Annotated in this window: 24 protein-coding genes, 1 tRNA gene and 1 pseudogene; 17 read left to right on the forward strand and 9 right to left on the reverse strand. The window is 53.6% G+C overall.

Annotated elements, in window-relative coordinates; translation table 11 throughout:
* Nucleotides 1–743: 743 nt before the first annotated feature.
* The 6 genes and pseudogenes from SH467x_RS17645 (at nt 744) to SH467x_RS17670 (ending at nt 6,740) form a co-directional block, all read left to right on the forward strand.
* Nucleotides 744–965, forward strand: coding sequence for a hypothetical protein (locus SH467x_RS17645; protein WP_482368416.1), 222 nt, complete (start codon nt 744–746; stop codon nt 963–965).
* A gap of 1,961 nt (nt 966–2,926) precedes the next feature.
* A complete protein-coding gene (locus SH467x_RS17650) occupies nt 2,927–4,003 on the forward strand; it encodes an RHS repeat domain-containing protein (RefSeq protein ID WP_482371391.1) in 1,077 nt (358 codons plus the stop codon).
* A complete protein-coding gene (locus SH467x_RS17655) occupies nt 3,993–4,610 on the forward strand; it encodes a hypothetical protein (RefSeq protein WP_482368417.1) in 618 nt (205 codons plus the stop codon). Before SH467x_RS17650 ends, SH467x_RS17655 begins: the two co-directional genes overlap by 11 nt.
* Nucleotides 4,611–4,806: 196 nt before the next feature.
* A pseudogene (locus SH467x_RS17660) lies at nt 4,807–5,034 on the forward strand (transposase family protein); the annotation flags it as partial.
* A 574-nt stretch (nt 5,035–5,608) separates the two neighbouring features.
* Nucleotides 5,609–5,914: a hypothetical protein gene (locus SH467x_RS17665; protein ID WP_482368418.1), complete on the forward strand. Its 306-nt coding sequence runs from the start codon at nt 5,609–5,611 to the stop codon at nt 5,912–5,914.
* A gap of 397 nt (nt 5,915–6,311) precedes the next feature.
* Nucleotides 6,312–6,740, forward strand: coding sequence for an ArdC family protein (locus tag SH467x_RS17670; protein ID WP_482368419.1), 429 nt, complete (start codon nt 6,312–6,314; stop codon nt 6,738–6,740).
* Nucleotides 6,741–6,956: 216 nt separating this feature from the next.
* On the opposite strand, the gene SH467x_RS17675 is transcribed toward SH467x_RS17670, so the two are convergent.
* A complete protein-coding gene (locus tag SH467x_RS17675) occupies nt 6,957–7,319 on the reverse strand; it encodes a four helix bundle protein (RefSeq protein WP_482368420.1) in 363 nt (120 codons plus the stop codon).
* Nucleotides 7,320–7,566: 247 nt separating this feature from the next.
* Nucleotides 7,567–7,641, reverse strand: a tRNA-Pro gene (locus tag SH467x_RS17680).
* Between the two features lie 289 nt (nt 7,642–7,930).
* Here SH467x_RS17680 and map point away from each other — a divergent pair.
* A complete protein-coding gene (gene map / locus SH467x_RS17685; protein ID WP_482368421.1) occupies nt 7,931–8,728 on the forward strand; it encodes a type I methionyl aminopeptidase in 798 nt (265 codons plus the stop codon).
* Between the two features lie 30 nt (nt 8,729–8,758).
* Nucleotides 8,759–10,228 carry a hypothetical protein gene (locus SH467x_RS17690; RefSeq protein WP_482368422.1) on the forward strand — a complete coding sequence of 490 codons (1,470 nt, stop codon included), beginning with the start codon at nt 8,759–8,761 and terminating at the stop codon, nt 10,226–10,228.
* Between the two features lie 38 nt (nt 10,229–10,266).
* Here the strand turns inward: SH467x_RS17690 and SH467x_RS17695 are convergent, their stop codons facing one another.
* On the reverse strand, nt 10,267–10,686 hold the full coding sequence (locus tag SH467x_RS17695) for a hypothetical protein (RefSeq protein ID WP_482368423.1): 420 nt from the start codon (nt 10,684–10,686) through the stop codon (nt 10,267–10,269).
* Nucleotides 10,687–10,938: 252 nt separating this feature from the next.
* Here SH467x_RS17695 and SH467x_RS17700 point away from each other — a divergent pair, with 252 nt between their 5' ends.
* The 4 genes from SH467x_RS17700 to sthA all read left to right on the forward strand — a co-directional run bounded on the left by SH467x_RS17700 (nt 10,939) and on the right by sthA (nt 14,239).
* Nucleotides 10,939–11,325 (forward strand): hypothetical protein, encoded by a 387-nt coding sequence (locus SH467x_RS17700; protein WP_482368424.1) that lies wholly within the window; start codon nt 10,939–10,941, stop codon nt 11,323–11,325.
* Between the two features lie 267 nt (nt 11,326–11,592).
* Nucleotides 11,593–11,796: a sulfur carrier protein ThiS gene (gene thiS, locus SH467x_RS17705; RefSeq protein WP_482368425.1), complete on the forward strand. Its 204-nt coding sequence runs from the start codon at nt 11,593–11,595 to the stop codon at nt 11,794–11,796.
* A gap of 1 nt (nt 11,797) precedes the next feature.
* On the forward strand, nt 11,798–12,733 hold the full coding sequence (locus SH467x_RS17710) for a thiazole synthase (protein WP_482368426.1): 936 nt from the start codon (nt 11,798–11,800) through the stop codon (nt 12,731–12,733).
* A 123-nt stretch (nt 12,734–12,856) separates the two neighbouring features.
* Complete coding sequence (gene sthA / locus SH467x_RS17715) at nt 12,857–14,239, forward strand: Si-specific NAD(P)(+) transhydrogenase (protein WP_482368427.1); 1,383 nt, start codon at nt 12,857–12,859, stop codon at nt 14,237–14,239.
* A gap of 7 nt (nt 14,240–14,246) precedes the next feature.
* Here the strand turns inward: sthA and SH467x_RS17720 are convergent, their stop codons facing one another.
* Nucleotides 14,247–14,999, reverse strand: a complete 753-nt coding sequence (locus SH467x_RS17720; RefSeq protein WP_482368428.1) for a tetratricopeptide repeat protein — start codon at nt 14,997–14,999, stop codon at nt 14,247–14,249.
* Between the two features lie 471 nt (nt 15,000–15,470).
* Here SH467x_RS17720 and SH467x_RS17725 point away from each other — a divergent pair, with 471 nt between their 5' ends.
* From SH467x_RS17725 to SH467x_RS17740, 4 genes are all read left to right on the forward strand, one after another.
* Nucleotides 15,471–16,481, forward strand: coding sequence for a DUF1573 domain-containing protein (locus SH467x_RS17725; protein WP_482368429.1), 1,011 nt, complete (start codon nt 15,471–15,473; stop codon nt 16,479–16,481).
* Between the two features lie 304 nt (nt 16,482–16,785).
* Nucleotides 16,786–18,453, forward strand: a complete 1,668-nt coding sequence (locus SH467x_RS17730; RefSeq protein WP_482368430.1) for an ABC transporter permease — start codon at nt 16,786–16,788, stop codon at nt 18,451–18,453.
* Nucleotides 18,446–19,258, forward strand: coding sequence for an ABC transporter ATP-binding protein (locus SH467x_RS17735; protein WP_482368431.1), 813 nt, complete (start codon nt 18,446–18,448; stop codon nt 19,256–19,258). Before SH467x_RS17730 ends, SH467x_RS17735 begins: the two co-directional genes overlap by 8 nt.
* 51 nt (nt 19,259–19,309) lie before the next feature.
* A complete protein-coding gene (locus SH467x_RS17740) occupies nt 19,310–20,323 on the forward strand; it encodes a phosphotransferase (RefSeq protein ID WP_482368432.1) in 1,014 nt (337 codons plus the stop codon).
* Nucleotides 20,324–20,549: 226 nt separating this feature from the next.
* Here the strand turns inward: SH467x_RS17740 and SH467x_RS17745 are convergent, their stop codons facing one another.
* The 4 genes from SH467x_RS17745 to SH467x_RS17760 form a co-directional block, all read right to left on the reverse strand.
* Nucleotides 20,550–21,533, reverse strand: a complete 984-nt coding sequence (locus SH467x_RS17745) for a PDZ domain-containing protein (RefSeq protein ID WP_482368433.1) — start codon at nt 21,531–21,533, stop codon at nt 20,550–20,552.
* A gap of 45 nt (nt 21,534–21,578) precedes the next feature.
* Nucleotides 21,579–22,379, reverse strand: a complete 801-nt coding sequence (locus SH467x_RS17750; RefSeq protein ID WP_482368434.1) for an anti-sigma factor — start codon at nt 22,377–22,379, stop codon at nt 21,579–21,581.
* 46 nt (nt 22,380–22,425) lie between these two features.
* On the reverse strand, nt 22,426–22,953 hold the full coding sequence (locus tag SH467x_RS17755; RefSeq protein ID WP_168164586.1) for an RNA polymerase sigma factor: 528 nt from the start codon (nt 22,951–22,953) through the stop codon (nt 22,426–22,428).
* A gap of 108 nt (nt 22,954–23,061) precedes the next feature.
* Complete coding sequence (locus tag SH467x_RS17760) at nt 23,062–23,967, reverse strand: thiamine-phosphate kinase (protein WP_482368435.1); 906 nt, start codon at nt 23,965–23,967, stop codon at nt 23,062–23,064.
* A 139-nt stretch (nt 23,968–24,106) separates the two neighbouring features.
* Between SH467x_RS17760 and SH467x_RS17765 the strand changes: the two genes are divergently transcribed.
* Nucleotides 24,107–25,369 (forward strand): PDZ domain-containing protein, encoded by a 1,263-nt coding sequence (locus tag SH467x_RS17765; protein ID WP_482368436.1) that lies wholly within the window; start codon nt 24,107–24,109, stop codon nt 25,367–25,369.
* Here the strand turns inward: SH467x_RS17765 and SH467x_RS17770 are convergent.
* The gene (locus SH467x_RS17770) at nt 25,366–26,802 is read right to left on the reverse strand and encodes a DUF1501 domain-containing protein (protein ID WP_482368437.1); all 1,437 of its coding nucleotides are present in this window, start codon (nt 26,800–26,802) and stop codon (nt 25,366–25,368) included. The two genes, SH467x_RS17765 and SH467x_RS17770, sit on opposite strands and share 4 nt — an antisense overlap.
* Nucleotides 26,803–26,842 lie beyond the last annotated feature (40 nt).

The following is a 26,842-nucleotide window of genomic DNA, read 5'->3' on the forward strand; positions in this document are numbered from 1 at the left end:
TTCTCCAAGTTAGGGGCAATAGTCATCGCCGCGCTATGTCAGCCGCCATTTACGGAGTTCCTCGCTTGAATCGGAGTGGCCGTTGATGCAAACCATCTCCTCCAGAAGCGTTCTCGGTTGGAATCACTAGGGTCGTTTGCACAAGTCAGAGGTGATGAGAACTGAGATAGCGAGACATGGACGTCGAGTTGAAGACAGGCGGGATGGCATGGAAACCTGTGGAATCGACGAAGGACACGAAGCGAAAGACACCAATCGGGTCAATCGAAGTCGAACATGGTGATGCGCTGAACTATACTCAAACAGGAGCAAGTAGCAGCGTCCGTAGTCGATGACGCCGAGCGCAACGAGTCCCGCCCTGCGAAGCCAGAGCACGAGTGACGATAAAGTGTCCCTGATCGAATTGTGGTCTCAGTTACTACCGAATTAGACCGGTAGAGACTTCGGGCTGTTTCGAGAGACTTTCCCGAATTGTTGCGAATTCTGGAGAGACGAAGTTGGGTATCTGCTAGCGAGCGATAAGAAATGCCTCAGGAGTGTTCAAGAACGAAGTGCCCAGATTGGGGCGAACTCGCGCCATTTGGTTAGCAACGGACTCTTTCAGCAATAAACAGTCGGTTGGTTAGGCCTTTGTTCGACGACGCCTATCTTAAGAATCAAATTTCTCGCAGAATTTCGATTGAGAGAACAACGGTGCGTGAACGGTTGATTGTCCCGTTTTTAACAAGAAAGCGAGGTGCACTATGGCACAAAACGACAAACCGGTTCACGAGATTAGACTCGGCAAGGTGAAGGCTGCCATTTGGCGTAACGAGACCGAATCTGGAACTCGTTACGGGGTAACCTTCAGCCGAATCTATGAGGCTAGACTCTCCATCCCCCAACGTTCCTCCTCAGTGTTCCAACTCAATCCCTGGCGAGCTTGGCGCCGTGGCGCGCCACTCTCTTCGGATCCAGGCCAGTGAAGAATTTCTCGCTACGGCGCCACGGCGCAAAGAAGAGAATCGAACGCGAGAGGAGGCGAGCATTCAGCCAACGCGTTGGAAGGCAAACATTGTCAAATGCGCCTCGGTTTCCACTCCGCGATCCTCCGCGCCCTCCGCGGTTCGTACACCACCGAGTTCAAATAATGGCAGTAAGATTGATAAGGTCTGGAAGGACATCATCACCAATCTGCCAAAGAAGGGTTAACGCATCGTTCAACCTTTTGTCATTATCTTGTCTTGTCTGGGACGATGATTCGGCTACCGAGATGCAGCGGCTGGCATCCGTTCTGGATGCAAAATCCAATATGAAACGAACCGGCGGTGTCGCTTGCGCTCAACCGCCGGCTACAAGCTGCTATGCCTTCGGCATTCTTTGTGCGATCAACGTCAGGAGAGACTTGATCCATTGGCAAAAAATGGGGGCAAGAAGATGCAAATGCAGCTGCTTGAACCCATTGTTCAGAAACACCTCTTCGGTAGACGCCCTGGGAGCGGTCACCTCCACGAACTTCGATGTTTTCGGAAATGTGACGAGCGTCGTGGATCCTCTGAACAATACGACCAGTTATACTTACAACAAGCTCGAACAGCTCGTCACGGAGAACAAGGGAACGGACCGTTCTTTCTCGTATGATGCCAACGGAAACCTTGCTACTTTGACCGACCGTAATAGCCGGGTAACGACCTATACGTACGACAACCGAAACCGACTCACCAATGAGTCCTGGGGTGGGACGCGTACTCTTGGTTACACCTACGATTCTATCGATCGCCTTACGGCAATCAGCGATTCCGACTCTCTCGCACTCGACTTTTCCTTTGCCTACGATTCCCGTAGCCAATTGCAAGGGGAGGTCCAATCCGGTAGCTCCTACCTGCTTGGAAAGTCGTTTGCGTTCGACCGTGATTATGACAATGTCGGCAACCAGACGAAACTCGCATCCATCATCGGTGGAGCTCTATCGGGTACCGATATTACCGGTGGGATCAAAGACTTCGCCAACACCTACACCTATGACTACCTAAATCGCAGGACCTCTGCCACGCAATCGCAAGTCAGCGGAGGGAACTCGGTTGCTGCCAAGCATGTCACAACGGCATTCAATCTGGCTTCCCAGATCACCGATGTTCGTCGTTACTCTGATACTACGAACTCGTCTGCCAATCTGGAATCCCATACACGTCATTCCTTTGATTCGGCAGGGAGGCTCAAGAGCATTACGCATTCGAAGACCGAACTGGGGGCAGGAGTCAACTGGGACGGTACCTCAAGCTTGCCATCGACAGGAACGTTTGCAGCCTACTTCTTGAACTACGATGCGGACAATCGGATCACCAGCTTGGCATCGCGAGCCGATGGGTTCGTGACCAATTTCACTTACGATATCATCGACCAGTTGACGGCAGCGACGACATCCGCGATTAGTGGACTTACGATGCCGTTTTCTCCGACGGCTGAATCGTACAATCTGGATGAGAACGGGAACCGCAAATCTTCTGGAGGTGCTTCGCAATCAGCAAGCGGTACGCACAACCGGCTTCAGACCGATGGAACCTACAATTACACCTACGATAACGAAGGAAACGTTACCCGACGTACCAAGATTAGCGATAGCACTGTAACCGATTACACCTGGGATTATCGCAATCGATTAGCGACCGTGACCGACAAAGTCTCGGCCTCCGGCGCAACGCTTAAGCAGGTGGAGTACACCTATGACGCCTTCGACCAGCGAACCGCGAAGCGAGTGGATACCGATGGCAATGGCACATGGGATCGTTACGAAGTGTACACTTGGGCCGATGGCCAAGAAGTCCAGCGTTGGGTCGATACCGACGGCGCAGGAACAGGTCAGAAGCTCCGACTTGCTAATCGCTATCTGTGGGCTGAATCGGTAGACCAACTGCTCTCCGACGAGCAGTACGCTTCTGGCACAGGGATGGAGATTGATGTCACAACCGCGTCAGGCACAGCGGGCACGACCCTCTGGGCTCTCACAGACCATTTAGGAAGTGTGCGGGACTTGCTCGACAACAACGGCGTCGTACGCGAGCACAACGTTTTTGATAGCTTCGGTAGGCTGATTCGGGAGGTAGACTACAACTCCTCAGGTACCGCAATTTCGAGTACGGACGCAGCAGCGGTGGACAGTATATTTGGTTACACCGGTCGCGACTGGGATTCCGACATTGGAATGCAGTACAACCGAGCTCGCTGGTACGATCCACAAACCGGCCGCTGGCTCAGCCAAGACCCCATCGGCTTCGCCGCTGGGGATTCGAATCTGTATCGATACGTGGGGAACTCACCCACATATTGGATCGATCCGAGTGGATTGACATGGGAAAACACGCCAAATTGGCATCATTTAGTTCCACAGGAACTGCGGAACATATTCGGAGACAAGATTGATCAAGCTTGGAATGGGTGGTTTTTGAGAGCCGGAGACCATAGCGCTCTACATACCGCGGGCTGGAACCGTGATTGGAATAAATGGGTAGACAATTTTCGTGAAGCGAACGGCAGAGATCCGAAGTTGAGCGAAGCAAAGAAGTTCATGAAAGATTTGATGGCAGATCCAAAGTACAAATGTATCTTGGATCGCGGATTCAAAGCGGGTTGGAGTCATGCGAAGTGGCTTGAGAAATCAGGGCGTGTCAAGCAGAAGATTGGAGCACTGCTTGCGGAAAAGCTTGTAGCAGTTACCGGAAAAACAGTTGCGAAGAAGACTGGCAAGGGGATACTTGCGTCGATCCCAATTGTAAGTATCGGTTTTTCGGTGTGGGACTATCCAGCTCGCGCGAGCGAGTTTGGAACTGGTGTGGCAGTGGGAATGACGGTCCTAGATAACATTCCAATTATTGACATCGCTTTAGCCGGAGCGGAAGGAATTGATGCAGTTCAGCAAGCGAGGATTCGAGCCGAGTCTGACGCACTACAAGAACAAGAAAAAATGATAAACGACCTAATGCGAGAAGCCCAAGAAGCTGGTGTAAACTGTCAAGATGAAGATTGATCCTATGTCGTATTTTAAGCTTGGAAGAACCAATCGATTCATACAATGGGGAGATTATGGATCGGTACTAGTAAATGGGATTTTGGAAAGCCATGATGGTGATAAACGGATAATCCTGCGTCGAACTGGACCATTCGTGCCTCCAATAACATTTCCATTAGCTTCAAATTGCGTGATTTTAACGCAGGATGCGAAAATTCGGATTGAAGAAAGTGATTTGTCGGGTATCGGCGAGTTCCAATCGGTGGAAATAGCTAAAGTAGTTTCAATTGGCTGGGATGAGTGGGACCGACACGTTCACTTGGAAGATAAGCAATTGCCTTACAATGGCGAACCTGAAGAGTATATCTTGCATGGAATTCATGACCCGGATGTCGCGCAGCGGCTGCAGCCCCTATGGACTTGGTATCCAGAATCCATTGGACGTGTCGTCAGAGGAAGCGCAGGTCCACGGCTCGAAGGAATAATGAACAAGCGTGACGTATTTCGCATGAAAGACGATTGGTGGACCAAGGTGATGGTTAGTGAGCGAGGAATGCGGGTACTCTCCACCCTCTTTGAAGATTGGCTTACGTTTGAAGAAGTAAGAGCAGTGGTCTCTAGCTAATACTACAGTAAACTCATTGGTCAAATTTCTGGGGACACGATAATCCCGGCCGACTTGCACACGGTCATCACATGAAAGTTGGGAAACAATTATCAGGAGCCCCTTGCCAAAGTAAGTGCTAGCAGCGACCGAGTTAGCCGAGTCGTTTCAAGGATATTTTGGATGTATTCAAGTTCCCTGAACGCGAGACGTTGAACACGATCTAGAAGAAATTTTCTTTCCTGCGGTCTGTGCAACGATCGCGAGTGAAGATGGTCCGTCGGGCATTGAGAGTTTTGGCATCAGTAAGGAAGCTTGGTTGCGACGGCAGATTCCGCTTCGCAAGGAAGTCGGTACCAGGCATATTAAGAAGGGAAAATCGCGCTTTGCCAGCGATGCTTCTGCGGTCCTAAACAGAAGAAGTTGCCAAGATATGGGCGATTGAAGATTCGCAACTGAACAGATCCTGTTATCTGATACCCGAAAAATCGGACACCGCACGGAAGCGAACTGACACCAGTGCATCGAGGCTGTCGGAATGAGGGTAGATATGCGTGCCGAGCGTTCCTCGGGGCCAGGACGGTTAGCTGAGTGGTCTGGGTCGCCCTAGCTGCTGCGCAGCAGCTAGGGCGTATTCCTTTCCAAATCCCAACTGGTGGGTCAATTCCTACTTGCTCGGTACTGGGTCAAAACTATTTGCTCGCTGACATCCCCGTCCGGCTGTTTCGAGGGACTTTGCTCAAGTGTTATGAATTCTGGAGCGTCTGATCTAGGTATTTATCAGCGAGCGAAGAGAAATACCCAATTAACGAGCAAGTCAGATTTGCGTCAGAGTGAGTCAAATCGGTGAGATCATCCGTCAAGCAAGAGGCTCAATCTGTACGTACCAGTCGGCTTCATAATCTTCAAATCGAAGATGCCTATCTTAAGAAATAAATTTCTCGCAGAATCGCGATTGAGAGAACAACGGTGCGTGAACGGTTGATTGTCCTGTTTTCAACAAGAAAGCGAGGTGCCCTATGGTACAAAACGACAAACCGGTTCACGAGATTAGACTCGGCAAGGTGAAGGCTGCCATTTGGCGTAACGAGACCGAATCTGGGACACGTTACGGGGTGACCTTCAGCCGAATCTATAAGACCGACGAGGGCTGGGAATCCAGCTCCTCCTTCGGTCGTGATGAGCTTCCGTTGCTCGGGAAAGTTGCAGATATGGCCCATACCTGGATCTATCAGCAAAATGATCGAGGTGACAATTCGGAGCAAGAACGCAACCCCCGCGCAAAGAACGGATCGGATCGACGAGTGAAAAGCGGATCGCGATAGTAACCGTGATCCCAGTTCGGATAGGTATCTGATCGCGCGAGAGGCTCTCTCTTCCTACTAAAAAGGTTTCACGCATCGTTGAACCTCTCGCCATTTTCTCTTTTGGCTTGGGTAGATGATTTGGCTACGGAATCCATGAACCGTTGAGCATTGACTCCGGTTCCTGGAGGTCCGTGGCGTGCATGAATGGTTTCATTCATTCCGTCTGCGGCTCCTTCAAGTGTACCACAGCAGCAAGGTCCCCGACCCGCATTCTGCGGCTCTCCTTGCGGCTTTGCTCGATGAGCAAAGGCTCCACCTTGCCTCCGCTGTGGTTTCTCCGTGTCTGAGCCACCGACGGGCTCCCTGTGAACACTCTTTGTCGACAACGTCGGGTCGACGCTCACTTGGAGGATCTATGGACAGAGAAGAAGCGCTTCGCGTTAGCGATGAAGCATTGCAATCCCTTTCGGCAGCCCTGAAGGAAGGGAAGAGCGAGAAACTGACGAAGTATCTGGACACTATGGCCAGGTTTCATCAGTACTCGTTCTCAAACTGCATGCTGATCTTCGCCCAAAAGCCCGATGCCTCGAATGTCGCAGGCTTTGGGAAATGGAAGGAGTTCAATCGATTTGTTCGAAAAGGGGAGAAGGGGATAGCCATCCTCGCTCCACTGGTTCGAAAAAAGAAGGATGAGTCTGGCAGCAACGCTACAGATTCATCCAAATCATCGTCAGACGAAAAGGTCCTGTTTGGGTTTCGGATTGTGTATGTCTTTGACATCTCTCAAACCGAAGGCGAGGATCTTCCTGAATTCGCTACCTTAGGTGGCGAAGGGATGGGCTAGAAGTGACGAGCTAGATGGGGCGTTGGGTTGCAGCAATCATGTTTGGCGAGGCCGCGGTTTTAGAAAGTAGTGAGTGGAGAGTAGACCGAGTAGAGAGGGAGAAAGAAGATTTTGTAGTTGGATCGGTGTGGGGAGTGCGATGCAAACCTGCTCCGATCCTGTTTTTCTACTATCTACTTTCTCCCCTCTACTCTCTATTCGCCTTCGGCGAATGCCTTAAGTATCTCGGTTCTCGAGTCCATTGATCAACCCGGATAGCATGCGAGAGATTTCTTCGAGTTGGGATTTGAGTTTGACGTGCTTGGGCTCGTCGATCAAACCTCGACGCTTGGCGAGCTCGAGTTGGGGGACGCATTCTTGAACGGAGCCTCGTGCAATGCCGAAGAAGTGTTTGCGATCTGCTTTGGTGAACCGGCCGTTGCCCTCGGCGATGTTTGATGAGATAGACAACGCGGCGCGGTTGAGTTGATCGACGAGGAATCCGTAGCCGCGTTGAAATCGTTCGGTGGCGGTGCAGACTGCGTCAGCGAAGTCGACGGATTTTTGGTAGACGAGAAGCTTCTCGAATGCGAATGCCATAGTTCTCTCGGGCGGAGGAGAAGGGCTGGGCTAAGAGGGACCGATTAGATGGGGGCGTTGGGTTGCAGCGATCGTGTTTGGCGAGGCCGCGGTTTTAGAAAGTAGTGAGTGGAGAGTAGACCGAGTAGAGAGGGAGAAAGAAGATTTTGTAGTTGGATCGGTGTGGGGAGTGCGATGCAAACCTGCTCCGATCCTGTTTTTCTACTATCTACTTTCTCCCCTCGACTCTCTATTCGCCGAAGGCGAATCGGGGTGATAGGATTCGAACCTACGACCCTCTGGTCCCAAACCAGATGCGCTAGCCAGACTGCGCTACACCCCGGTCGATGGCTGTTGGGAGTGAACCCCGCAACCAATCGATGTGCGAATATTTACCCGACCGCATTTTTGTTTGCTAGGCCATTTCTCCTTTTTTTCTCGTTCCTCTGTCCGTTTTCCAAGTTTCGGGCGTCGAGACGAGAACTTTTCTGCCTTTCGATTCCAAGCCCCTCCCGCGTTGGCTTGCGTTTCGTTGCTCAAAGAATCTTTCGGGGGTAAACTGCTGCTATTGGGACGCTTTTCCCCCCATTTCCCCTACTCGGACTTTGTCAAAATAGGTTTTTGCCTTGGACATGCTGCAGAATCTCAGAAAACTTCAACTGACAGAGTCCCAACGCGACGGGATGCGTCGAGCGGGCGAATTCAATGCCCAGCTGATGGATTATGTCCGGCCTTTCGTCAAGCCAGGTATTTCCACCGAAGAAATCGATCGTCTTGTACACGAATACACGATCCGGCACAAACATCAGCCCGCTACCCTCGGTTACTTGGGATATACCAAATCGTGTTGCACCAGTGTGAACGATGTGATTTGCCACGGCATCCCGGACAGTTACGTTCTGAAAGACGGGGACATTGTGAACGTCGATATCACCTCGATCGTCGACGGTTGGCATGGCGATCAATCGGAAACGTTTCTGGTCGGGACCGCCTCCGATGAAGCCCGTGCGGTCACTCAGTGCGCGTTCGATGCGATGCACCGTGCCATCGCAGCTTTGGAACCAGGATGCACCGTAAGTGTCATCGGCGACAACGTCGTGGCTGAGGCGACGGAGCGTGGGTTTTCCGTGGTCCGTGAATACGTCGGCCACGGCCTGGGACGGCGATTCCACCAATACCCCAACATTCCCCACGTTCCAGATCGCAAAAGCCGCCAAGAACGCTTGCTACCTGGTATGTGCTTCACGGTCGAACCGATGATCAATGTCGGCTCCCGCTTCACCAAGCTTGATACGACCGACAATTGGACCGTGCGCACGAAGGACGGTAAACTTTCCGCCCAATTCGAACACACTGTCCTTATGCGCGAAGATGGCCCGGAGATTTTGACGCAATGCCCAGCCGGTCCGAAACGCGGCCATCGCTTCTAATCGACCTTCACAACGAAATCGACTCCCATCATGCTCCGAAAACGTTGGAAATGGACCCTCGCAATCGGGACGGTGGGTTTGCTTCTTGTCCTGGCTGCACCAAGCTTTGTCGGAAGCAAATGGGTCTACGAGCCGCTCATTCGCTCCTTCGCTCAAGACCGACTGCACCTTCAAGTGGGGCAGGTCAAGCTCGGGTGGTTTCGCCCCATCGAAATCACCGACATCGTCCTCTCCGACTTGGGGGGCACACAGGATCCCCTACTCCCCACTCCTTCATCCTCATTACCCTCCGCCCCATCCGCCAACAGAGCTCTCCTCACGATTGACTCGCTGCGTGCCGATCGAGGACTTCTCGGATTCCTGCTGGGAGGGCGGAAACTTGGTCGGATCGAGATTATCGCGCCTCGCATGGACATTTCGTTGTTGGAAGATGGGTCCAATCTCGAACGCTTGATCCAGTCCTTGCAACGTTCCCAACAAGACGATGCACCGAATTCTTCTTCCGCTCCGGCGTCTCGCCCCAAGTTCGATTTGCAAATCGCCATTCGTTCGGCCAGTGTTCACGTCGAACGGGCTGGTGTCGAAGGTCCCTTGGTCGTCGTTCCCCCATTCGATGTAACCGCCGAATATTTGGGGGTCGGGGAAGACCCTCACGTGATTGTGGAGCCGACGACGTTGCTTCATGAAGTGGAGCTGACTCAAGAATTGGTCCGTCTCGGAATTGGCAAGGCCGTCCCGCTCTTGGCGAAATCGGCCTGGTTCGACGGTCGTGTTTCTTTGTCAAGTGAAAGGATGGATATTCCACTCGAGCACCCTGTCGACTCCAAAGGAAAGGCGAGCATCGTCCTTCACCAAGTGCGAACGGGGCCCTCGGAACCGATGATAATCGATGCGATTGAGTTCATCGCTCGACTTCGTAACAAGCCGGCTGCACTGGAGCTCGTGTTTGTCGACGGTTCGCAAATCGAGGTTGCTATCCAAGATCGCCGCGTATTTCACAGTGGATTGGAGGCAGGATTGCCCAAGGTCGATGAGAGATTGCAATTCTCGTCCTCCGGGTCTGTCGGCATCGAGGATCGTTCGCTCGACATGACTCTGTTAGTCCCCGTGCCGGTCGAACAAATCGCGATGCGGGACAAAGTCAAGGAGCTTGGCGTACCAAGGCTTCGAGTACCTGTGGGTGGCACATTGGATCAACCTCAAGTGGATTGGAATTTGATGCGGAAGGACTCCGGCCTGGTACTTGCTATGATGGCAGGCCAACTGGAGGGGGACGCGCCGATCCTTAGCAACATCGTTGGCTCCCTCGGCAACGTCGCCGAAGGGCAGGCTGATGAAGCGATTGCGGCTGCTGCAGAGATGTTGAAATCCATTCGAGATCGGCGCAAGCAATCTTCTGGGGATGCGAAGAAGACGGATGAATCCCCCACGTCGGCGGAGGAGTCCGCATCGAAACGCCCGTTGCTGGACGCATTGAGAAAAGCAGTTCGGCCGCGTTAAGCAAGCGATTGAAGTAGAGTGCTGGCTTGTGTTCGGTGCTATTCCGCCAGCAGCGCCCGTGCGGTAGATCGAATTTGCTGAATCGATGAGCGGGTTTTAGAGGCTCGATCAGAGTGTCCGTTTTCGATGTGGTCTTGTTCGACCGATTCCAATTCCCGCGCCGCGCGCAGGAGATGCTCGACCGCGTGCCATTGTGCATCTGGGAGGAAAGTGGTGGTTTGGTTCGATGGCTCCTGCGATGGGGACGGGGAGCTCTCCCGTGGCATAAAGGCCTTCTTGATCTCTTGAAACACCGGATCGTTTTCCAGATCGACCGGAGGAGTGGATGGTGAGAGCGCGGGGAGAGGTTCGGATGGAGGAGACGGGGGTTCTTGGAGAATAAAAAGGGAACCAATCCCCAGCATGCTACCCAGTGCAATCGAGCTTTGGACAAAGAAGCGGAATGGGGAGTGGTGCATCAGGTTGTTCTTGAGAAGAAGACGGTGGCAAGGAAACGCGACGCTCTGGGGGGATCGGAACCGAGAGCAGGCCTACAGTGTAACGAATAGGGGTGGTAGGGGTTATTCGGAAGCAGGCAAAAATGCTTGGGCGCAGCCGATCGATCTTCCGATACCAGACTCTTGGTGGGCCTATGGAGTAGGCCCGTGAGCCGACGAAGAGTCTTCGTGGCATTCCATGGATGGAGAACCCAGTTGTTCAAGGAACCATCCATGCGCCTTTTTCGTTTCGCCATTGTCATCGCCCCCCTTCTGCTCTCGTCGACGGTCTACGGACAACAGAAAGAGCCATTAACCGGCGGTTCTCCCTCTGACAAAAAGTTAGTGCCGGGATGGGCTCGGTTCGAACCCAATCCCGCGCATCAATACATCGTTGCCAGGGCTCGGGAGCAAGAAGCCCATCGAGTCGCGATCGCTCGTTATTACGAGTCGATCGGGTACGATTACGCACACCCCGTGCTGAGTTCTTCGCAAGGGATGGTGCCCGCATCGCTTCAGTTCCCACGACGCAATTACGCAGGGCCGACGTTTTACGCATCTTACCACGGCATTCCTGTTTACAATTCGATTCCCTTCGGATCACCTTGGTGGTCGGAATGAGAGAGGGGGATAGCAGGCTGTGGCATGCTCGGCCGTGCCATCCATTCGCATAACGCAGGCGAAGGAAGGGTGAGAAGTTTGGCAGGACCACGACAAGGGCTTGCCAGGATTCTCGCCCTTTCTTCTTTTCGATCGAACCGGCAGGGGATCCCGCCGAGTTGGATGTGACGAGATACGGCTCGGCGGATATACTCCTGATCAAGGCCGTGAGCGGGGAGGATTGGACTATCTGCGTCGCGGCAAGGCCCCGCACTCTTTGGTTGCCTCATGATTCAAATTCAATTCAACGGCGAGCCCCAATCGATCGATCCGGATACGACACTTTTGCAGCTTCTGGAGCGATTTGGCGTGGAGAGTCGGTTTTGTGCCGTCGAAATTAACTTGGACATTCTCCCCAAACCGGAATACGAAACTTACTTCCTTCGGGATGGAGATCGTGTCGAGGTTGTCACTTTGGTAGGAGGAGGTTGAGATGTCCGAGTCCGTTCCTAGCACGGATACCACCGCAATTCAGTCCCCGCCTGCAGGCGAGGATGTTGCCTCTCAAGACAGCCTATCTCCCGACAGTGCATCGACGCATCCATCGGTTGTGGATTCCAGCTTTCAGGTTGGCAAGCACAGGCTTGCTAGCCGGCTGATTGTCGGGACAGGAAAGTATGACACCAACGCGATCATGCGCGATTCGTTGTTGGCCAGTGGAAGCGATTGTGTCACGGTCGCTGTGCGTCGTGAGAAGCTTTATGATCGAGAGGGTAAGAACCTGCTCGATTACATCGACTGGACGCGATTTACGTTGCTTCCGAATACCGCGGGTTGTTTCAATGCAACCGATGCGGTCCGGGTAGCCAGGCTTGGGCGAGAGATTCTCACTTCGCTTGGAAATCCGGGAGCCGACTGGGTCAAGCTCGAAGTGCTCGGAGATACCAAGACATTGCTTCCCGACCCGATCGCCACGTTGGAGGCTTGCAAGCGGTTGGTCGACGAAGGGTTTCAAGTCCTTTGCTATACTAGCGACGACCCGATCATGGCGGTCCGATTGAAGGCCGCAGGAGCCACGAGCGTGATGCCCGCAGGTTCTCCGATTGGTTCCGGGCAAGGGATATTGAATCCTAACAACTTGAAGATCATTCTCGAGTACCTCAAAGGGGACGACCCCGACTATCCCGTCATTGTGGATGCAGGCGTTGGAACGGCCAGCGACGTAGCGACCGCGTTTGAGTTGGGGGCCGATGGGGTGTTGCTCAATACCGCAATCGCACATGCGAGGGACCCTATCACCATGGCTTCGGCGATGAAGCATGCCGCCATGGCTGGACGACTTGCTTTCCTCTCCGGCCGAATTCCGAAGCGACTGTACGCAACTGCGAGCAGTCCTGAAGAGGGGGTAATCACCTCGAGGCCTTGGTAGTACGGCCCAAGAAATCGTGTTTTCTCGGGCGGACAGTTTTTATCCGGTGAAAAGTTTTCTCGGATGATGGATAGGTGGGCAGGCTAGCCTTCCTGAAGCTATCGATGGAAAGGAAATCGCAAAGTGACTGAACGCAGTTTCGATGTTGTGGTGATTGGAACCGGCCCCGGAGGGGAAGGAGCCGCTATGCAAGCATCTAAAGGTGGCAAGCGGGTGGCGGTCGTCGAGGCTTATGATCGAATCGGAGGTGGCTGCACGCACTGGGGAACCATTCCGAGCAAGGCGCTTCGGTTTTCCATTTACAGCGTCATGGAAGCGATGAACAATCCGATCGTGAAAGAGCTCGGTGTTCATCTCAATCCGACCTTTGCCCAACTGCGAGCGAGCAGCAAATCGATTATTTCTAAACAAGTATCGATGCGCCAGACATTTTATGAGCGAAACAATGTGCCGGTCTTTCACGGCAAAGCTCGGTTTTTGGATCCCAACACGATCGAGGTCGACGCGGATACCCGGCTTCGAGGGGATTACGTAGTGATAGCAACCGGATCCCGGCCCTATCGCCCAAATGGGGTCGATTTCTCCCATCCCCGAATATTCGATAGCGACACAATCCTCGATCTCGCATTCAAGCCTCAGTCGATCACGATTTATGGTGCAGGCGTGATTGGATGCGAGTATGCGTCGATGTTCCGAAACTTGGGTATTAAGGTAAACCTGGTCAATACCCGTGCCAAGCTGCTTGAGTTTCTCGACGATGAGATCATCGATGCTTTGAGTTATCAAATGCGAGATTCGGGGGTTGTGATCCGGCACAACGAAACCTTCTCCAAGATCGAACCTCGCGACGATGGCGTGGTGTTGTCACTGGAAAGCGGCAAGCAGGTCAAAACCGATATTCTTCTTTGGGCGAACGGTAGGACTGGAAATATCGATGGCCTTCAACTCGATGCGGTTGGCATTCAAGCAAACTCGCGAGGGGTGATTCCGGTCGACGAGAATTTCCGAACCACATGCGAAAACGTGTACGCGGTAGGGGATGTCATCGGCTACCCGTCGCTAGCGAGTGCTGCATACATGCAGGGCAGATCGGCCGCCCAGCACATCGAGGGGACGGTTAGTCATGTCAAGCTTTCCGATATCCCTACAGGGATCTACACCAGCCCGGAAATCAGTTCCATCGGTCGAACCGAACGAGAGCTTACGGAAGCGAAGGTTCCGTATGAAGTGGGGCATTCCCAGTTCAAGAGTTTAGCGAGGGCCCAGATCACCGGGCGTGCGCTAGGGATGCTTAAACTCCTGTTCCATCGCGAGACGTTGGAAATTCTGGGAGTTCATTGTTTCGGGCCTAATGCTTCCGAAATCATTCACATCGGCCAGGCGATCATGAAGCAGCCGGCTCCGCTGAACACGCTCGAGTACTTCATCAATACCACGTTTAACTATCCGACGATGGCGGAGGCTTATCGAGTCGCTGCCTTGAACGGGTACAACCGTTTGTTCTGATCGTCGGCTAGTAGCGTTTTGGTTCGTTGGAGGGAGATGTGTTGTTGCCGGGTGCACCTGCGTTTCCAGCGATCACATTTGGGTTATTCGGGTTCGGCGTCCCTTGTGCGATCCGAACGTTGAGAGCGCTGATTCTTTGGTAGAGATCGGGTTGGCTCGCGTTGATCGCCAAGCTTTGTTGGTAGTTTTGGACCGCTTGCATCAGTTCGCCGGAGTTTTCTCGCAGCTTTCCCTTGGCCGCCCACGCGTTGGGATTGCGTGGGTCCATCGCGAGAGCTTCGTCGAGGTACTGTTCGGCGACTTTAGATTGATTGAATTCCTGGTGTAGACGTGCCAGTTCAACTCTGGCATCCGAAAGGGTTGGGCTTCGTTGCGTCCAGTTCTTAAGGAGAGCGAAGGCTCGGTCCGATCGTCCGGTGTCCACGAGGAGTACGGCCAGTCCCCGGTGGCAATCCACATGGTTGGGGGCGAGATCCAAGCACTGGTTGTAGAGTGCCTCGGCTGTTTCCATCATCTTGGTATCTTTCGCATTCACCCCGAGGCGGTGGTAGGTGGATGCGAGGTTGTAATGGACATCCGGATTGGCGGGGTCCACCTGTTTGGCTTGCTGGAAGACCTGAAGAGCTTCGGCATACCTGCCTTGCTGAAACAGGGAGACTCCGGTTCCGTTGGGGCCCATGCTCGATCGGCAGCCGACGATACTCACCAACAAAGCCCACACAAGAACGGTCGTGGAAAGATGAATGGCTTTGAATGTCAAGATAACACCGTCACTCTGGGAGTTATAACGCGGGCACGGGGCCTATCGTGGAGCGAATTCTTCCGTCAAGGAGGCGTGGACCTCCCATTTCCACTTGTTCAAAGGCGTGGATAACAAATAGAATTCGGGAAAGCAAGAGAAGCTGGGTAGGGCGTTTGAAGCGACTGGGTAACCCGTGCGATGCGGTGAAAGATTGCTCCACTTTCGGGCTGGGTATTGGAACTTGAGAGCTTTCACCGAAATTGCTTGCAATCCGATCAGGGTAACGGGTTGGAAATGCTGATAACCGAAGTGCGAGATATTGCTCGCTCCGGTCCCCTCCAAACGTCCCGCTGCACTTTTGAGCTCGCCAAGCCGCTCCAAATCTGTCTTGTGCGAATCATGGCTTCTCCTGATTGTTGGGCGAAGTAAATACAAATGTCCAGTTGGGAGCCGGAAACTTCCCATTCCATTATCCGTGGAGATAGATCAATGCGTTCCTTGGCCGCAGCGACAGCGATTGTCGCTATGTGGGTTAGCCCCACGTTCGCGACGCAGTTATCGAGTATGTTCGCGTCCCATTCTCATGATTTCGGTACCGTTGCGAGAGCTGCGAAGACCGAGCATCGCTTCTACTTCGAGAACCCCTTCCCGCAGACATTGCATGTTCAGAGTGTCCGGACGTCGTGTGGTTGCACCACCCCGATCGTCGAGACGCACGAGGTGCCCGCTAAAGGCCGTGGCAGTATCTTAGCGAAGTTCAATACGGGCACTCATACAGGCCAACGGGCCGCGACCCTTACCGTCACGTTCACGAAGCCGGTTTATGGTGAAGTGCAGCTGCATGTGAAGGGCTATGTCCGCACCGACGTGGTCTTCAATCCAGGGGAGGCGTCCTTTGGGACGGTCGACCAAGGGGCGTCGAAGTCGGTTGATGTCGCGTTGGAATACGCAGGTCGGCCTGATTGGCAGATCAAGGGAATCCGTTCGAGCGAAGGATTTCTTACCGCGACTGCGACTGAAGTCTCGCGTGGATCGGGCCGAGTGCGATACAACCTCTCGCTTCAATTGAGTGAGAATGCACCGTCTGGTCCGTTGCAAAGCGAAATCGTGGTCCTCACCAATGATCGCAATCTGACGCGTGTTCCTCTTCGGGTGGTTGCCAACGTGGTGGCTGGTCTTTCTGCCTCCCCATCTTCCATCGCACTTGGGGATGTTCTTCCCGACGAGTCGATGAAGCAGTTGGTGTTGCTCAAAGGAAATAAGGATTTTCTGGTCAAGAGGATTTCGAGCGATGTCTTTGATGTCGAGGTATCGCTCGGTGACGAGCCGAAATCGCTCCAACCACTTCAGCTCACCTTGAAACCGAAAGCAACGGACTTTGGAAAAGAGATCAAAGGTTCGATTCGGTTTGAAACCGATCTCGAAGATAAGCCTGAAATCGAAATCGTTGCAGTTTACCGACTGAAATCGCCAGCGGCGGTTGAAATCGTTGGTAAGTAGTCGATCCGGCGATCCGACGGATGTCTCGGCGGCGAAGTCCAGCTGCGAAGTCCAACAGTAGGTTCCAAGTTAAGGTTCCAAGAAAAAAGCCCGGCCAATTCGGTCGGGCTTTTTTCGTGGTTTCGGTGCGTCGAGAGCCGGAACTGGCTCACCTCTCACCTCGCCCCACCTCTTCAACCTTGCCTTGCTCTCGCAAATCGGGTTGTGGTAAGGTGGGGGATGGAAGCCCAGCGCGAACGGCCGATGGACCTCATCGGTCGCTCGTGTTGGGTTGGTTCATTCCCAACCGACCAAGGAAGGTCAGATGTACAAGTTGCTTCTTTGCTGGCGTTATTTGCGAACCCGTTGGATTGCGCTCGCCTCGATCGTCTCGGTGACATTGGGAGTTGCGACGCTGGTTGTCGTCAATAGCGTCATGGATGGCTTCACGTCGCAGATGCAGGATCGGATGCACGGCATTCTGAGTGATCTCGTCGTGGAGACGCGATCGACAGCAGGTCTGAGTCAACCTGACTGGTACATCAAACGCATCCATGAACGTCTAGGGGATTCCTTATCCGGAGTTACCACGGTCGTCACCTTGCCCGCGATGATGACCTTCACGGTCAATGGACAATCGCATACCCAGCAGATCAACTTGATCGGTATCGATGAATCCACTTATGCCGATGTCAGCGACTTCAGCAAGTATCTCCTTCATCCTTCGAATCAAAAGCAACTCGAGTTTCGTTTGCAGGAAGGTGGGTACGATCCTTCGCGTGAAGCGCTTCAACCGGCTGGGTGGGAACACCGTCGCTATGTAGAAGCATTGAAGAAAGAAAATGCAAAGCAGCAGCGGTTGTTCCGTGAAGAACTGGAACGGTACCAACAGCTTCAGAAGCAGATCCGCGAAAGTCAGTTGGCAAAGGAAACTCCGGATGTTCTTGAGAAGGAATCGACAGGAGGGGACGCGACGGAGCCTGTCGTCAATAGTGTGATGGACGAGGTCGATTCACGTCTCACGAGTCCGAGCCAGAACAAAGCTTCGCTGGATCTCTTGAATCAGAATCCATCCATTTCATCCGCGCCGACGCAAGGTTATGCGTTTGACGGAGAGAAAGAGCAGCACACAGGGATCGTGCTAGGCATCGGTTTGGGAAGCATTCGCGGTCGTGACTTAGAGGGGAAAGTCAAGGATCACTTCTATTTGCGACCAGGCGATGACGTGAGTGTCGCGTTTCCCAATGCAGGAACACCGCCTCGCGCGATCGACCAGTCCTTTACGATCGTTGATTTCTACGAAAGCAAGATGAGCGAATACGATGCAACCTTTGCATTTGTTCCCATCCAGGCGTTGCAGAAAGCTCGGGGGATGATCGATCCACAAACCGGTATGGGAGCTGTCACGTCGATTCAAATCAAGCTCAAGCCAGACGTCGATCTTGCTATGGCTCGCGATGCGTTGAGGGCCGAGTTTCCACCGGAGTCGATGGTGTCGGTTAACTCCTGGAAGGATACGCAAGGTCCCTTGTTGGCTGCGGTGGCGATGGAGACGACCATTCTCAATATCCTTCTTTTTATGATCATTGCGGTCGCTGGCTTTGGCATTCTAGCGACATTCTTCATGATCGTTGTGGAGAAGACTCGCGATATTGGAGTCCTCAAGTCGCTCGGGGCTCCTGGAACCGGAATTGCGGCGATTTTCCTGGGCTACGGTGTATTGCTCGGGAGCGTCGGTGCAGGAGTTGGTTTGGCCGTTGGATTGGTTTTCGTTTGGAAGATCAATGAAATTGCGAGAGTAGTAGAGTTCGTTACCGGTCGAGAGGTCTTTGATCCGACCGTGTATTACTTTGACAAGATTCCGACGATCGTCCATCCCACGATGCTGGTGTGGGTCAGTATCGGCTCGGTGTTGATCGCGGTTCTAGCAAGTGTTCTTCCATCCATTCGTGCAGCGCGCATGCACCCAGTTGAGGCATTGCGATATGAATAGTGTTGTCCCCACCACGACCGCCAACAAGTCAAAGTCGCTCGAGCAAAGTCGCTACCGTGTTGTTCGTGCTGAGTCAGAAGAGACTTCTCGTCTCGATCCATCGTCCCAGCGCGTGATCTTGCAAGCGACTCACGTCACTAAGGCTTACAAACGTCACAACATGCGAGTGGACGTTTTAAAGGGAGTTGACTTCCAAGCCGAAGAGGGAAAGATGACCGCGATCGTCGGACAGAGCGGGTCCGGCAAGAGTACGCTTCTTCATCTATTGGGGACTTTGGATCGTCCCGACAGCGGGGAAATCTATTTCGATCAACATCGAATCGATAATGTCCCCAACCGACAGCGCGACCATTTTCGGAATAGCAAGCTTGGAATGATTTTCCAGTTTTACCACTTGCTTCCCGAGCTAACCCTGCTCGAAAACATTCTTGCTCCTGCCTTGATTGGCCAAGGCATATGGAGTTATTGGACCAAGCGAAAAGTGATCGTCGAGCGAGCCAAGGAGTTGGCCAAGACGGTTGGACTCGATCACCGCTTGAACCACAAACCAAATCAGCTTTCCGGCGGGGAGATGCAGCGCACGGCCATTGCCAGGGCATTGATCGCATCTCCGGCTCTGTTGCTGGCCGATGAACCTACAGGGAATCTGGATCAAGAAACAGGGGCCTCGATTCTTAGCATCCTCCGAAACCTCAATCAGCAGCACGGACTCACGATCGTCATGGTAACTCATGACGAATCGATTGCAGGCCAGTGCGATGCTCTGGTGCGTCTCAAGGGTGGCCGGGTCGAGAAACTGAAGTAACCCTGAAAGCGATCGGGTTCACCGTTGGAGCGAATTGATGGAAACGGCGCGATGGATTCCCTGCCTGAATCGCTTCGAGCCTTGTTGACGTTTCGCTTCGGCGCGCAGAATTGGCAAGCTGTCGAACCGAAGCATCGCGGAATGAGTGGGTTGCCTCTCTTTCAGCTGGTAACCAGGGAAGGATCATTTGCCCTCCGCGCCTGGCCAAGTACTTCGTCCACGATCCACAAAGTGGGATGGTGGTCGACAGCTTGTACGAAGTTTCAGGATGCGGGCTATGAAAGCGAATCTCCAATTCCACGGCCCTTGCATTGGCATGTGCAATCCGCCAGGGTCGATAGCCCGCTTCCGGCCACGGTAATCCAATCGGCTAATTGGTATTGGACTCTGTCCAGCTGGGTTCCTGGCGTTCCGTTATCTATCTCTCAGTTGACCTGCGAACTGCGAGGGGAGCTGATGGAGTTGCTTGGCGAAATGCATCGCGTTTGCCGAACCATCGCATGCACCGATGAACCCTCTCGAGGGGTTCAAGAACGTTGGGATGCATTGCAAGACGGTGACTGGGATACACCCGTTCGAGGTGTCTATGAGGCGGATGCTTCGCGATACGCAGCGTTTGTCCGCGCGGTATCCCGTGAAGTGAGCGATTGGAAGCAGCTGTTGCGAGCTTGGAAGCACCGGCCAACTCGCCAGCATTGGATCGTTCGGGATCTCTGGAGAGAGAACGTTTTGGTTTCAAGCGATTTGAAGCGGATGTGGGTTGTGGATATCGGTGCGTCTCGAGTCGAAGCTCCGCTCTTCGATTTGATTCGACTGCTCGGAAGTTTGCATATAACTTGGGACCAATGGCGGGCGGGTATTCAGACGTATGCAGACGTTTCCGGATGGAAATTGCCGCTCACAACAGAGGACTTATGGCTATTGCATCGAGGCTCTGTTGCGATCTCTATTCGCCACTGGAATCGAAAATTAAGCGTTGAAAGCGAGGGGAGCGACGAGAGGTACTTGGAGGGTTGGGAGCGGTTTCGCGAGTTGCTGACGATCTGGGAGCTTTCGGAAGAGTAAGGCAATCGGATCAAGCTCTACAGAATTGATGGGAGGTGGGCTAGGAGCCAACCTGGATCTCAATGGAAGTCGCGGCGAGCGCCAGAGCGGCTAACGGTTTTCGATCGTTTCTAAGTGGCAAAACGGTCGGGGACGACCGTTCGACGATGCATAAAAAAACGCGAAGCCTGTTGGGGCTTCGCGAATCGGGCGTTGAGGCGATGATAAGGAGTGCGGTCTCGCGGACTTACTTTTTCAGTTCGCGAATCATTTCCTTGAGTTCGGCGACTTCTTTCCGTAGTTTTTCAATCTCGGTCTTCAATTCTTTGTCGCCGGCTGAGAAAGAGAAAGCGCGAGCGGCATTGAGTCCTTGAACGCCGGGGCCGGGCATTTCCTGAAGCGGCGTTCCTTGGAAGAGCCAACCGCCGGAGGGCATGTTTAGTTCAATGTTTTCTACCACGCGATCGAGGTCTTTGATTTCAGCTGGCTTGACTTGAAGCGTGAGCTTTTCCTCGTCGCGAGCTATAGCGATGTTGAGGGCTTTATTTTCCTTCCCTGCGACTTGTACTGCTTTCATCAACTGATCGACATCGTTGAGGGGCTTCTCATCGATCATCAATAATACGTCCCCGTCCTTCACGCCTGCTTTCGCTGCAGGGGAATCAGGAAATACGCTTTCGACAACCAGCCCTTCTTGGCCTTCGGGTTTCTCGATCTTCGAGCCATCGTCCGCCATTTCAGAGCGGCAAGCGACTCCGATGCGGTATTTTTGATCCGCCATATCACGCAGAACACGCGCCCGGAGTTGTTTAAGTCTCTGTTGAACACCGCCCTCTCCTGTTACGCTCAGTTCGACCACTTCGCCAGGTTTCGCGCCGTTGAGTTCGATGATCTGAACTTCGGCATCTTTGGCCAACTCTGCAGCTGCCTCGGCCTTTTTCGCCGACTGTTCACCCTTCTTTGCGGCCAGTCGAGCTTTCTCTTCGGCCACGGCGACCTCTTTGAGAATTTTGGCCTTCATCTCTTCGGCGATACCTGCTTTTTCCAGTGCCTCAGCCACCTTCTTTTGAATGTCAGCTTGCTGAGTGCCTTCCGCTCGCACGATGATAGCTGTCGTCTTCTTCTCTTCTTTCGATTCGTCCTGGGCGAAAGCGAGAGGGGACATCACGCCGCTCGTACCCGATATCGCGATCACCGGTGCAATCCAATGTTTGAATACAGATCTCATCATTCAATCCTTAAGCAAAAAATAAAATCCTAAATGAACTCTGTTGATTTACTGCCCGTAGGGCCGCAATCCAACTTGGTGGATTGGTACAACGACTTGCCGCCCATCGTTCAATTGACCGGTCATATACTCAGGTCGCAAATCGATCTCGAAGCCTTGCTGCCGAAGTCGTTGGTTGGCTTTTTGGATCTCGTAGGCCTGCAGCGCCAGTACCAATTGAGGATCGATATCGTTGGGGTCGAAGATGGGGATGTTTTGATTGCCGATTTGGACCCTAAGGTCTGTTTCGGGCAGACCCTCATAGGGATTGGATTGATCCGAAACGAGTTGGTTGGGTGCCCCGAGACCGCCAGCACCCGAGCTGTTCGGTTGGATGCCTGGTTTGAACACGGTGGATTGATTGGTGGCCAATGTGTCTTTGGGGTGCGACTCATGCGAGTTGGAATGGGGGACCATGCGGCCGCCCCAAAAGGCGGCGAGCCCGATCAGTCCAGCGGCGAGGACAGGCCGCCAAGATTGCTTGCGACTGACCGGCGGGATATGCAGAACGGTTTGAGCGCTTGGGATCGGCAGGCTCGCTAATGGCTCGGAGGCGACGATTTTGAGCGAAGCCGGTTCCGATGGGTGACACGCCGTTGGGTTCAGTGTTGCGACAAGAGATCGTGTTGCGACAAGAGTTGGTGTTGCGACTTGATGAAGTTGCTTCGAGAACTGTTGCTCTTCCAGCATTGCGAGGGCGACTTCCCTCCAATTCTCAGGATGGGAATCGCAATGTTCGAGCAGTTCGCGACGCTGACCGGGAGAGCATTCGCCGTCTACTAACGCTTGAAGTTGCAAGGGGTCGATCATAGGAAGGGAACCTATTGAGTCTGGTTTTTTCGATATTGCGAAGGGATTAGGAATAATAAGTTGACAGCTTTGCTCTCAAGGCCTTTCGAGCTTTGAGCAAGCGATATTCGACAGTCTTAATAGAAATTCCAAGGTGATCTGCCAGATCCTGATAACCCCAGCCTTCGGTGTACTTGAGGAGTAGGATTTGACGATCTGGAGAGGATAGTTTTTGAATGGCGCTCGCAACGACCGAATCGCTTTCCAATTTCATTAGCCATTCGCCTGGGCAGGGAGAGTCCGATAATTCGGATCCTTTTCCCGCGTCGGCGGCGCCCACTAGCAGTTTTTTTCGTCTGCCGTTGGAGCGGTGATGGTTGATGACTTTTCGCAGGGCGATGCGATAGAGCCAAGGTGCAATCTTTGCGGGATCCTCCGGACGGCTCCGTTGTGTAATGGCCGCAAGTGCGACCTCTTGCAAAACGTCTTCTGCCGCCTGGTGGTCGGCCAACCGGGAATGGATAACAGTAGACAACCAGCGACGATGTCTATCGATCGCATTGCCCCAGTCGATCTGCTCCGATTTTTCTTCCATGGGTAATCTCATTGCCAGCGCGCTCATGATGCCAAAAGAGTCGCATGCAAGCCCTCTTTCCCCTGACGGTTCGGAGGAATTAGGGGTGATTTTTGAAGATTTTGTGGGTCATCCGTGGACATAGCCACGTGGCGGGAGCTGTTTGACACCGCTTTTTTCTTTGGACCACAGGCCGGTCCTGCCAACCATTTCCCCGATGCGGGTAAGGGGAACGCCGTCGATCTCCGCGGGCATCCGATTCACTTTTTCCTTGGGAATCGCAAGCAGCAGCTCGAAATCTTCGCCGTCCCCGAGAGCGTGGTCCAAGGGGGAGCGACCCGACGATTCTGCCAATTGGTGGGCGGCTTCGCTGATTGGAATCTTGGTCAAATCCACTTCGGCTCCGCAGCGGCTCGCAACGGTGACATTCAAGAGGTCGATCCCCAAACCATCGCTGATGTCGGTCGCTGCAGAGACAATATCGAGTTGTGCCAGTTTGTGTGCCAAGTGCAGGCGGGGTTTAAAATCGAGGTGCTTTCCGAGAATGCTACCTCCGAGCGTTCCGGTGACGACGATGGCATCCCCTGGTTTGGCCCCTGAGCGTTTCCAAGCGCGATCGGGCGCGGCGGTTCCCAGGGCGGTCAGATGGAGAGCGAGAGGCCCGTCCCAGACGTTCGTATCCCCGCCGGCGATGGCGACCGAGTATTCTTTGGCCATTTCGAGAACCCCCTCGAAGACCTCGGCGGCGATATCTCCTGCAGAAACGCGGGGTAGGCAAAGAGACAGAAATGCAGCGACGGGGGTGGCCCCCATGCTGGCTAGATCGCTCAAGCTGACCCCGAGGAGCTTGCGTCCAGCCCTTCGACCGCCGCACTCCGATAGGATAAAATGCGTGCCGTCGCAAAGCGAGTCCGTGGTGACGACGCAATCGTCGGCTGAACCGGCCAAAAGCGCACAGTCATCGCCGATCCCCAGCTTGACCTGCGGGAGCTTCGACGAACGTTGTTTTGCCCAGGCGATAAAGCTATGTTCCATGGTTGAACCGTCAGGATGTTGCGATCGATCGAAACAGCGGGTCTTACGCCCGCCCATTGCCAAAGCCTATCGACCTATGAACCGAAGCACTAGACGTTTTCGCACTTGCCAGGCAGGAGCATTTTATTCGGGTTGGAGGATGATCCGACGCACCGTTTGGGGAGTGTTCCCTCTGGCTGCTGGGTTCTCGTTGATGGCGCCCGCTTTCTGTTTGGCGCAGAACGGATCGGCCCCACCATCATCAGCTCTGGCATCCTCGGTTTTGGCAGTAGAAGGGGAATCGTCCCAAGGTCCTTCGGAAACGCAGGTCTTGGGCTGGATTGAAAACCTGAGCGACAAGAGTTACGGCAAGAGAGAATGGGCCAGCGACCAACTTTATCGACATGCCGATGCCGCATTCCCGATGATCGAGGCCTCGCTGAGGAAGGCAGACGGTGAAGCATTTACTCGTATGTTGGAGATCGTTTGCGATCTGATACGCTCGAACCACTCCCCAAGAAAATCACAAGCTACCGCGCTGCTCAAACGACTTGCAAACGAAACAACAGGGAGCCGTGGGTTGCAAGCCGCTCGAGTCCATGAAGCGGTTCGCTTGCAGGTGGGACAAAGCGTTTGGGAGCGAATTCAAAGGTTATCGCCAGAGATGCGTTTGAGCTTTCCCAGTCGATCGCAATTGCTCCAAGTCAATGATCCGCTAGATATCAATGAAGGATTTCAAGGCACGGCGGAAGATCTTCAAGACTTGGACCATGTCGATTGGATTCGATTTGCGAGGCTGGAAGGTTCCAAGATTACGCCTGACGTCCTGAAGGCAGTGTTAAAGCTTCCTAATTTGAACCACCTGCAAATCGTCGATGCGAAGTTGACCACAGAGGATTTACTCGTGATCAAGGATGGGCCCGAGCTCAATATTCTCGAGCTTTCCTATGTGCCAGTTGGAGACGAATTGATCCCGCATCTGCGTGAATTCCCAGTAACACAAACGTTGTGGATCTTCGGCACGAATATGTCCCTCGACGGGGGCCGCCAGGCGCTCGATCAGCTCAGTGATATCGAGTTGTTCGTTTCACGCGGGGCTTACCTGGGAGTGCTGAGCCAAGCGAATTCGTTGGTAATCGACCGCGTCATCGAGAATTCGGCTGCTGCACGCGCGGGGCTTCGGTATCGCGATCAGATCATGAAGGTCAATAATGTGGAGCTGAAAAGCTTCGATGATCTCCGTCGTGAGTTGCGAAAATTCGCGCCGGGAGAAACGGCCGAGATCGAGTTCAAGCGACTGGTGCCAACAGAGCCAAGGCTTCGAGATCCGCTCGACCCAGGGCCCTTTCGCTTGCCTACCGATCTCGATTACAAGCCCGAGATCATGAAAGCCGCTGTCACATTTGGGAAGCAATCGATTTAGGTCGACGCGAGAATCCTTCGCATGACCGTCGCTCCTTCGACGCCCGTTAGTTTGGCATCGAGTCCCTGGAACTTGACCGAAAAAGAGGAGTGCTCGATTCCCATGAGGTAAAGCATCGTGGCGTGCAGATCGTGAACATTGGCTATATCCTCGACTGCGGCATATCCCAACTCATCTGTTGCGCCATAGACGATGCCGCCTCGGACTCCCGCCCCTGCAAGCCAGACCGACATGGCCTTGTTATGGTGATCTCGGCCGTTTCCTCCCTGCGACATCGGGGTTCGGCCAAATTCCCCGGCCCAAACGATCAGACTATCTTCGAACATTCCTCGTTGTTTGAGATCGGTGATGAGGGCCATACAAGCGCGATCGATTTCCTTCGCCTTGAACTCGATACCCTCTTTGACACCGCCGTGGTGATCCCAATCTTTGTGGTAGAGCTGGATAAACCGAACTCCCCTCTCTGCCAAGCGACGGGCGAGCAAGCAATTGGAGGCGAACGAACCATCTCCCGGCTGGCAACCGTAAAGCTCAAGCGTGCTCGCAGACTCTCGATCCGTCTGCATCAACTCGGGAATACTCGTCTGCATCTTGAACGCCATCTCGTATTGGGCGATACGCGTCGCAATTTCTGGGTCATCCACTGTCAGGGCATATTGTTTGTTCAGCAGATTGATGGACTCGATGTCGCGGCCTTGGTCCTCCAATCGCATCCCTCCCGGGCTGTTGAGGTAAAGCACCGCATCCCCTTGGGAACGCAACTGCACCCCTTGAAACTTGGTAGGCAAAAAGCCACTACTCCATTGGCGAGCCGCAATGGGTTGGTTTTGGCCCCCTTTTCCAAGGGAGGTCAGCACGACGAAGCCTGGCAAATTCTCCGATTCGCACCCAAGCCCGTACGTGACCCATGCACCCATGCTTGGCCGCCCCGCGATTTGGGAACCCGTGTTCATAAACATGTGAGCCGGGTCATGGTTGATCGCTTCCGTCGTCATCGATCGGATCAAACAGATATCGTCGAGCACCGAGCCGATATGGGGAAAGAGCGAGCAGATTTCAGTCCCATTCGATCCGAATTTGCTGAACGGATGCTGAGGAGCGAAGCATTTCAGAGGTTGACCCTGAAGCTGAGCAAGCTGCTGCCCTTTGGTCATCGATTCCGGCATGGGTTTCCCATCCATCTCCGCCAATTTGGGCTTGGGATCGAATGTCTCCAATTGAGAAGGGCCACCCGCCATGGTGAGCCAAATAACTCGCTTCGCTTTTTGCGGGTACGCGAGTTTGGGAATAACCCCCTTGGACTCGTTCGATGAATCGGTCCCCTCCGCAAATAAATCGGGGGACAAACAAGTCGCCAGCGCGAGTCCACCTAAGCCCTGCGAGGTGCGGCCCAAGAAAAGCCGTCTTCGCAATTCTGTTGTTTTGGAATGCATGATCGAATTTCGTTTTAACAAGAACTAAGTTTCGTGGCTG

Source organism: Brakhagea slesvicensis (genome assembly GCF_052161625.1).
In the GTDB taxonomy this organism is placed as follows: Bacteria; Planctomycetota; Planctomycetia; order Pirellulales; family Pirellulaceae; genus JBKCUI01.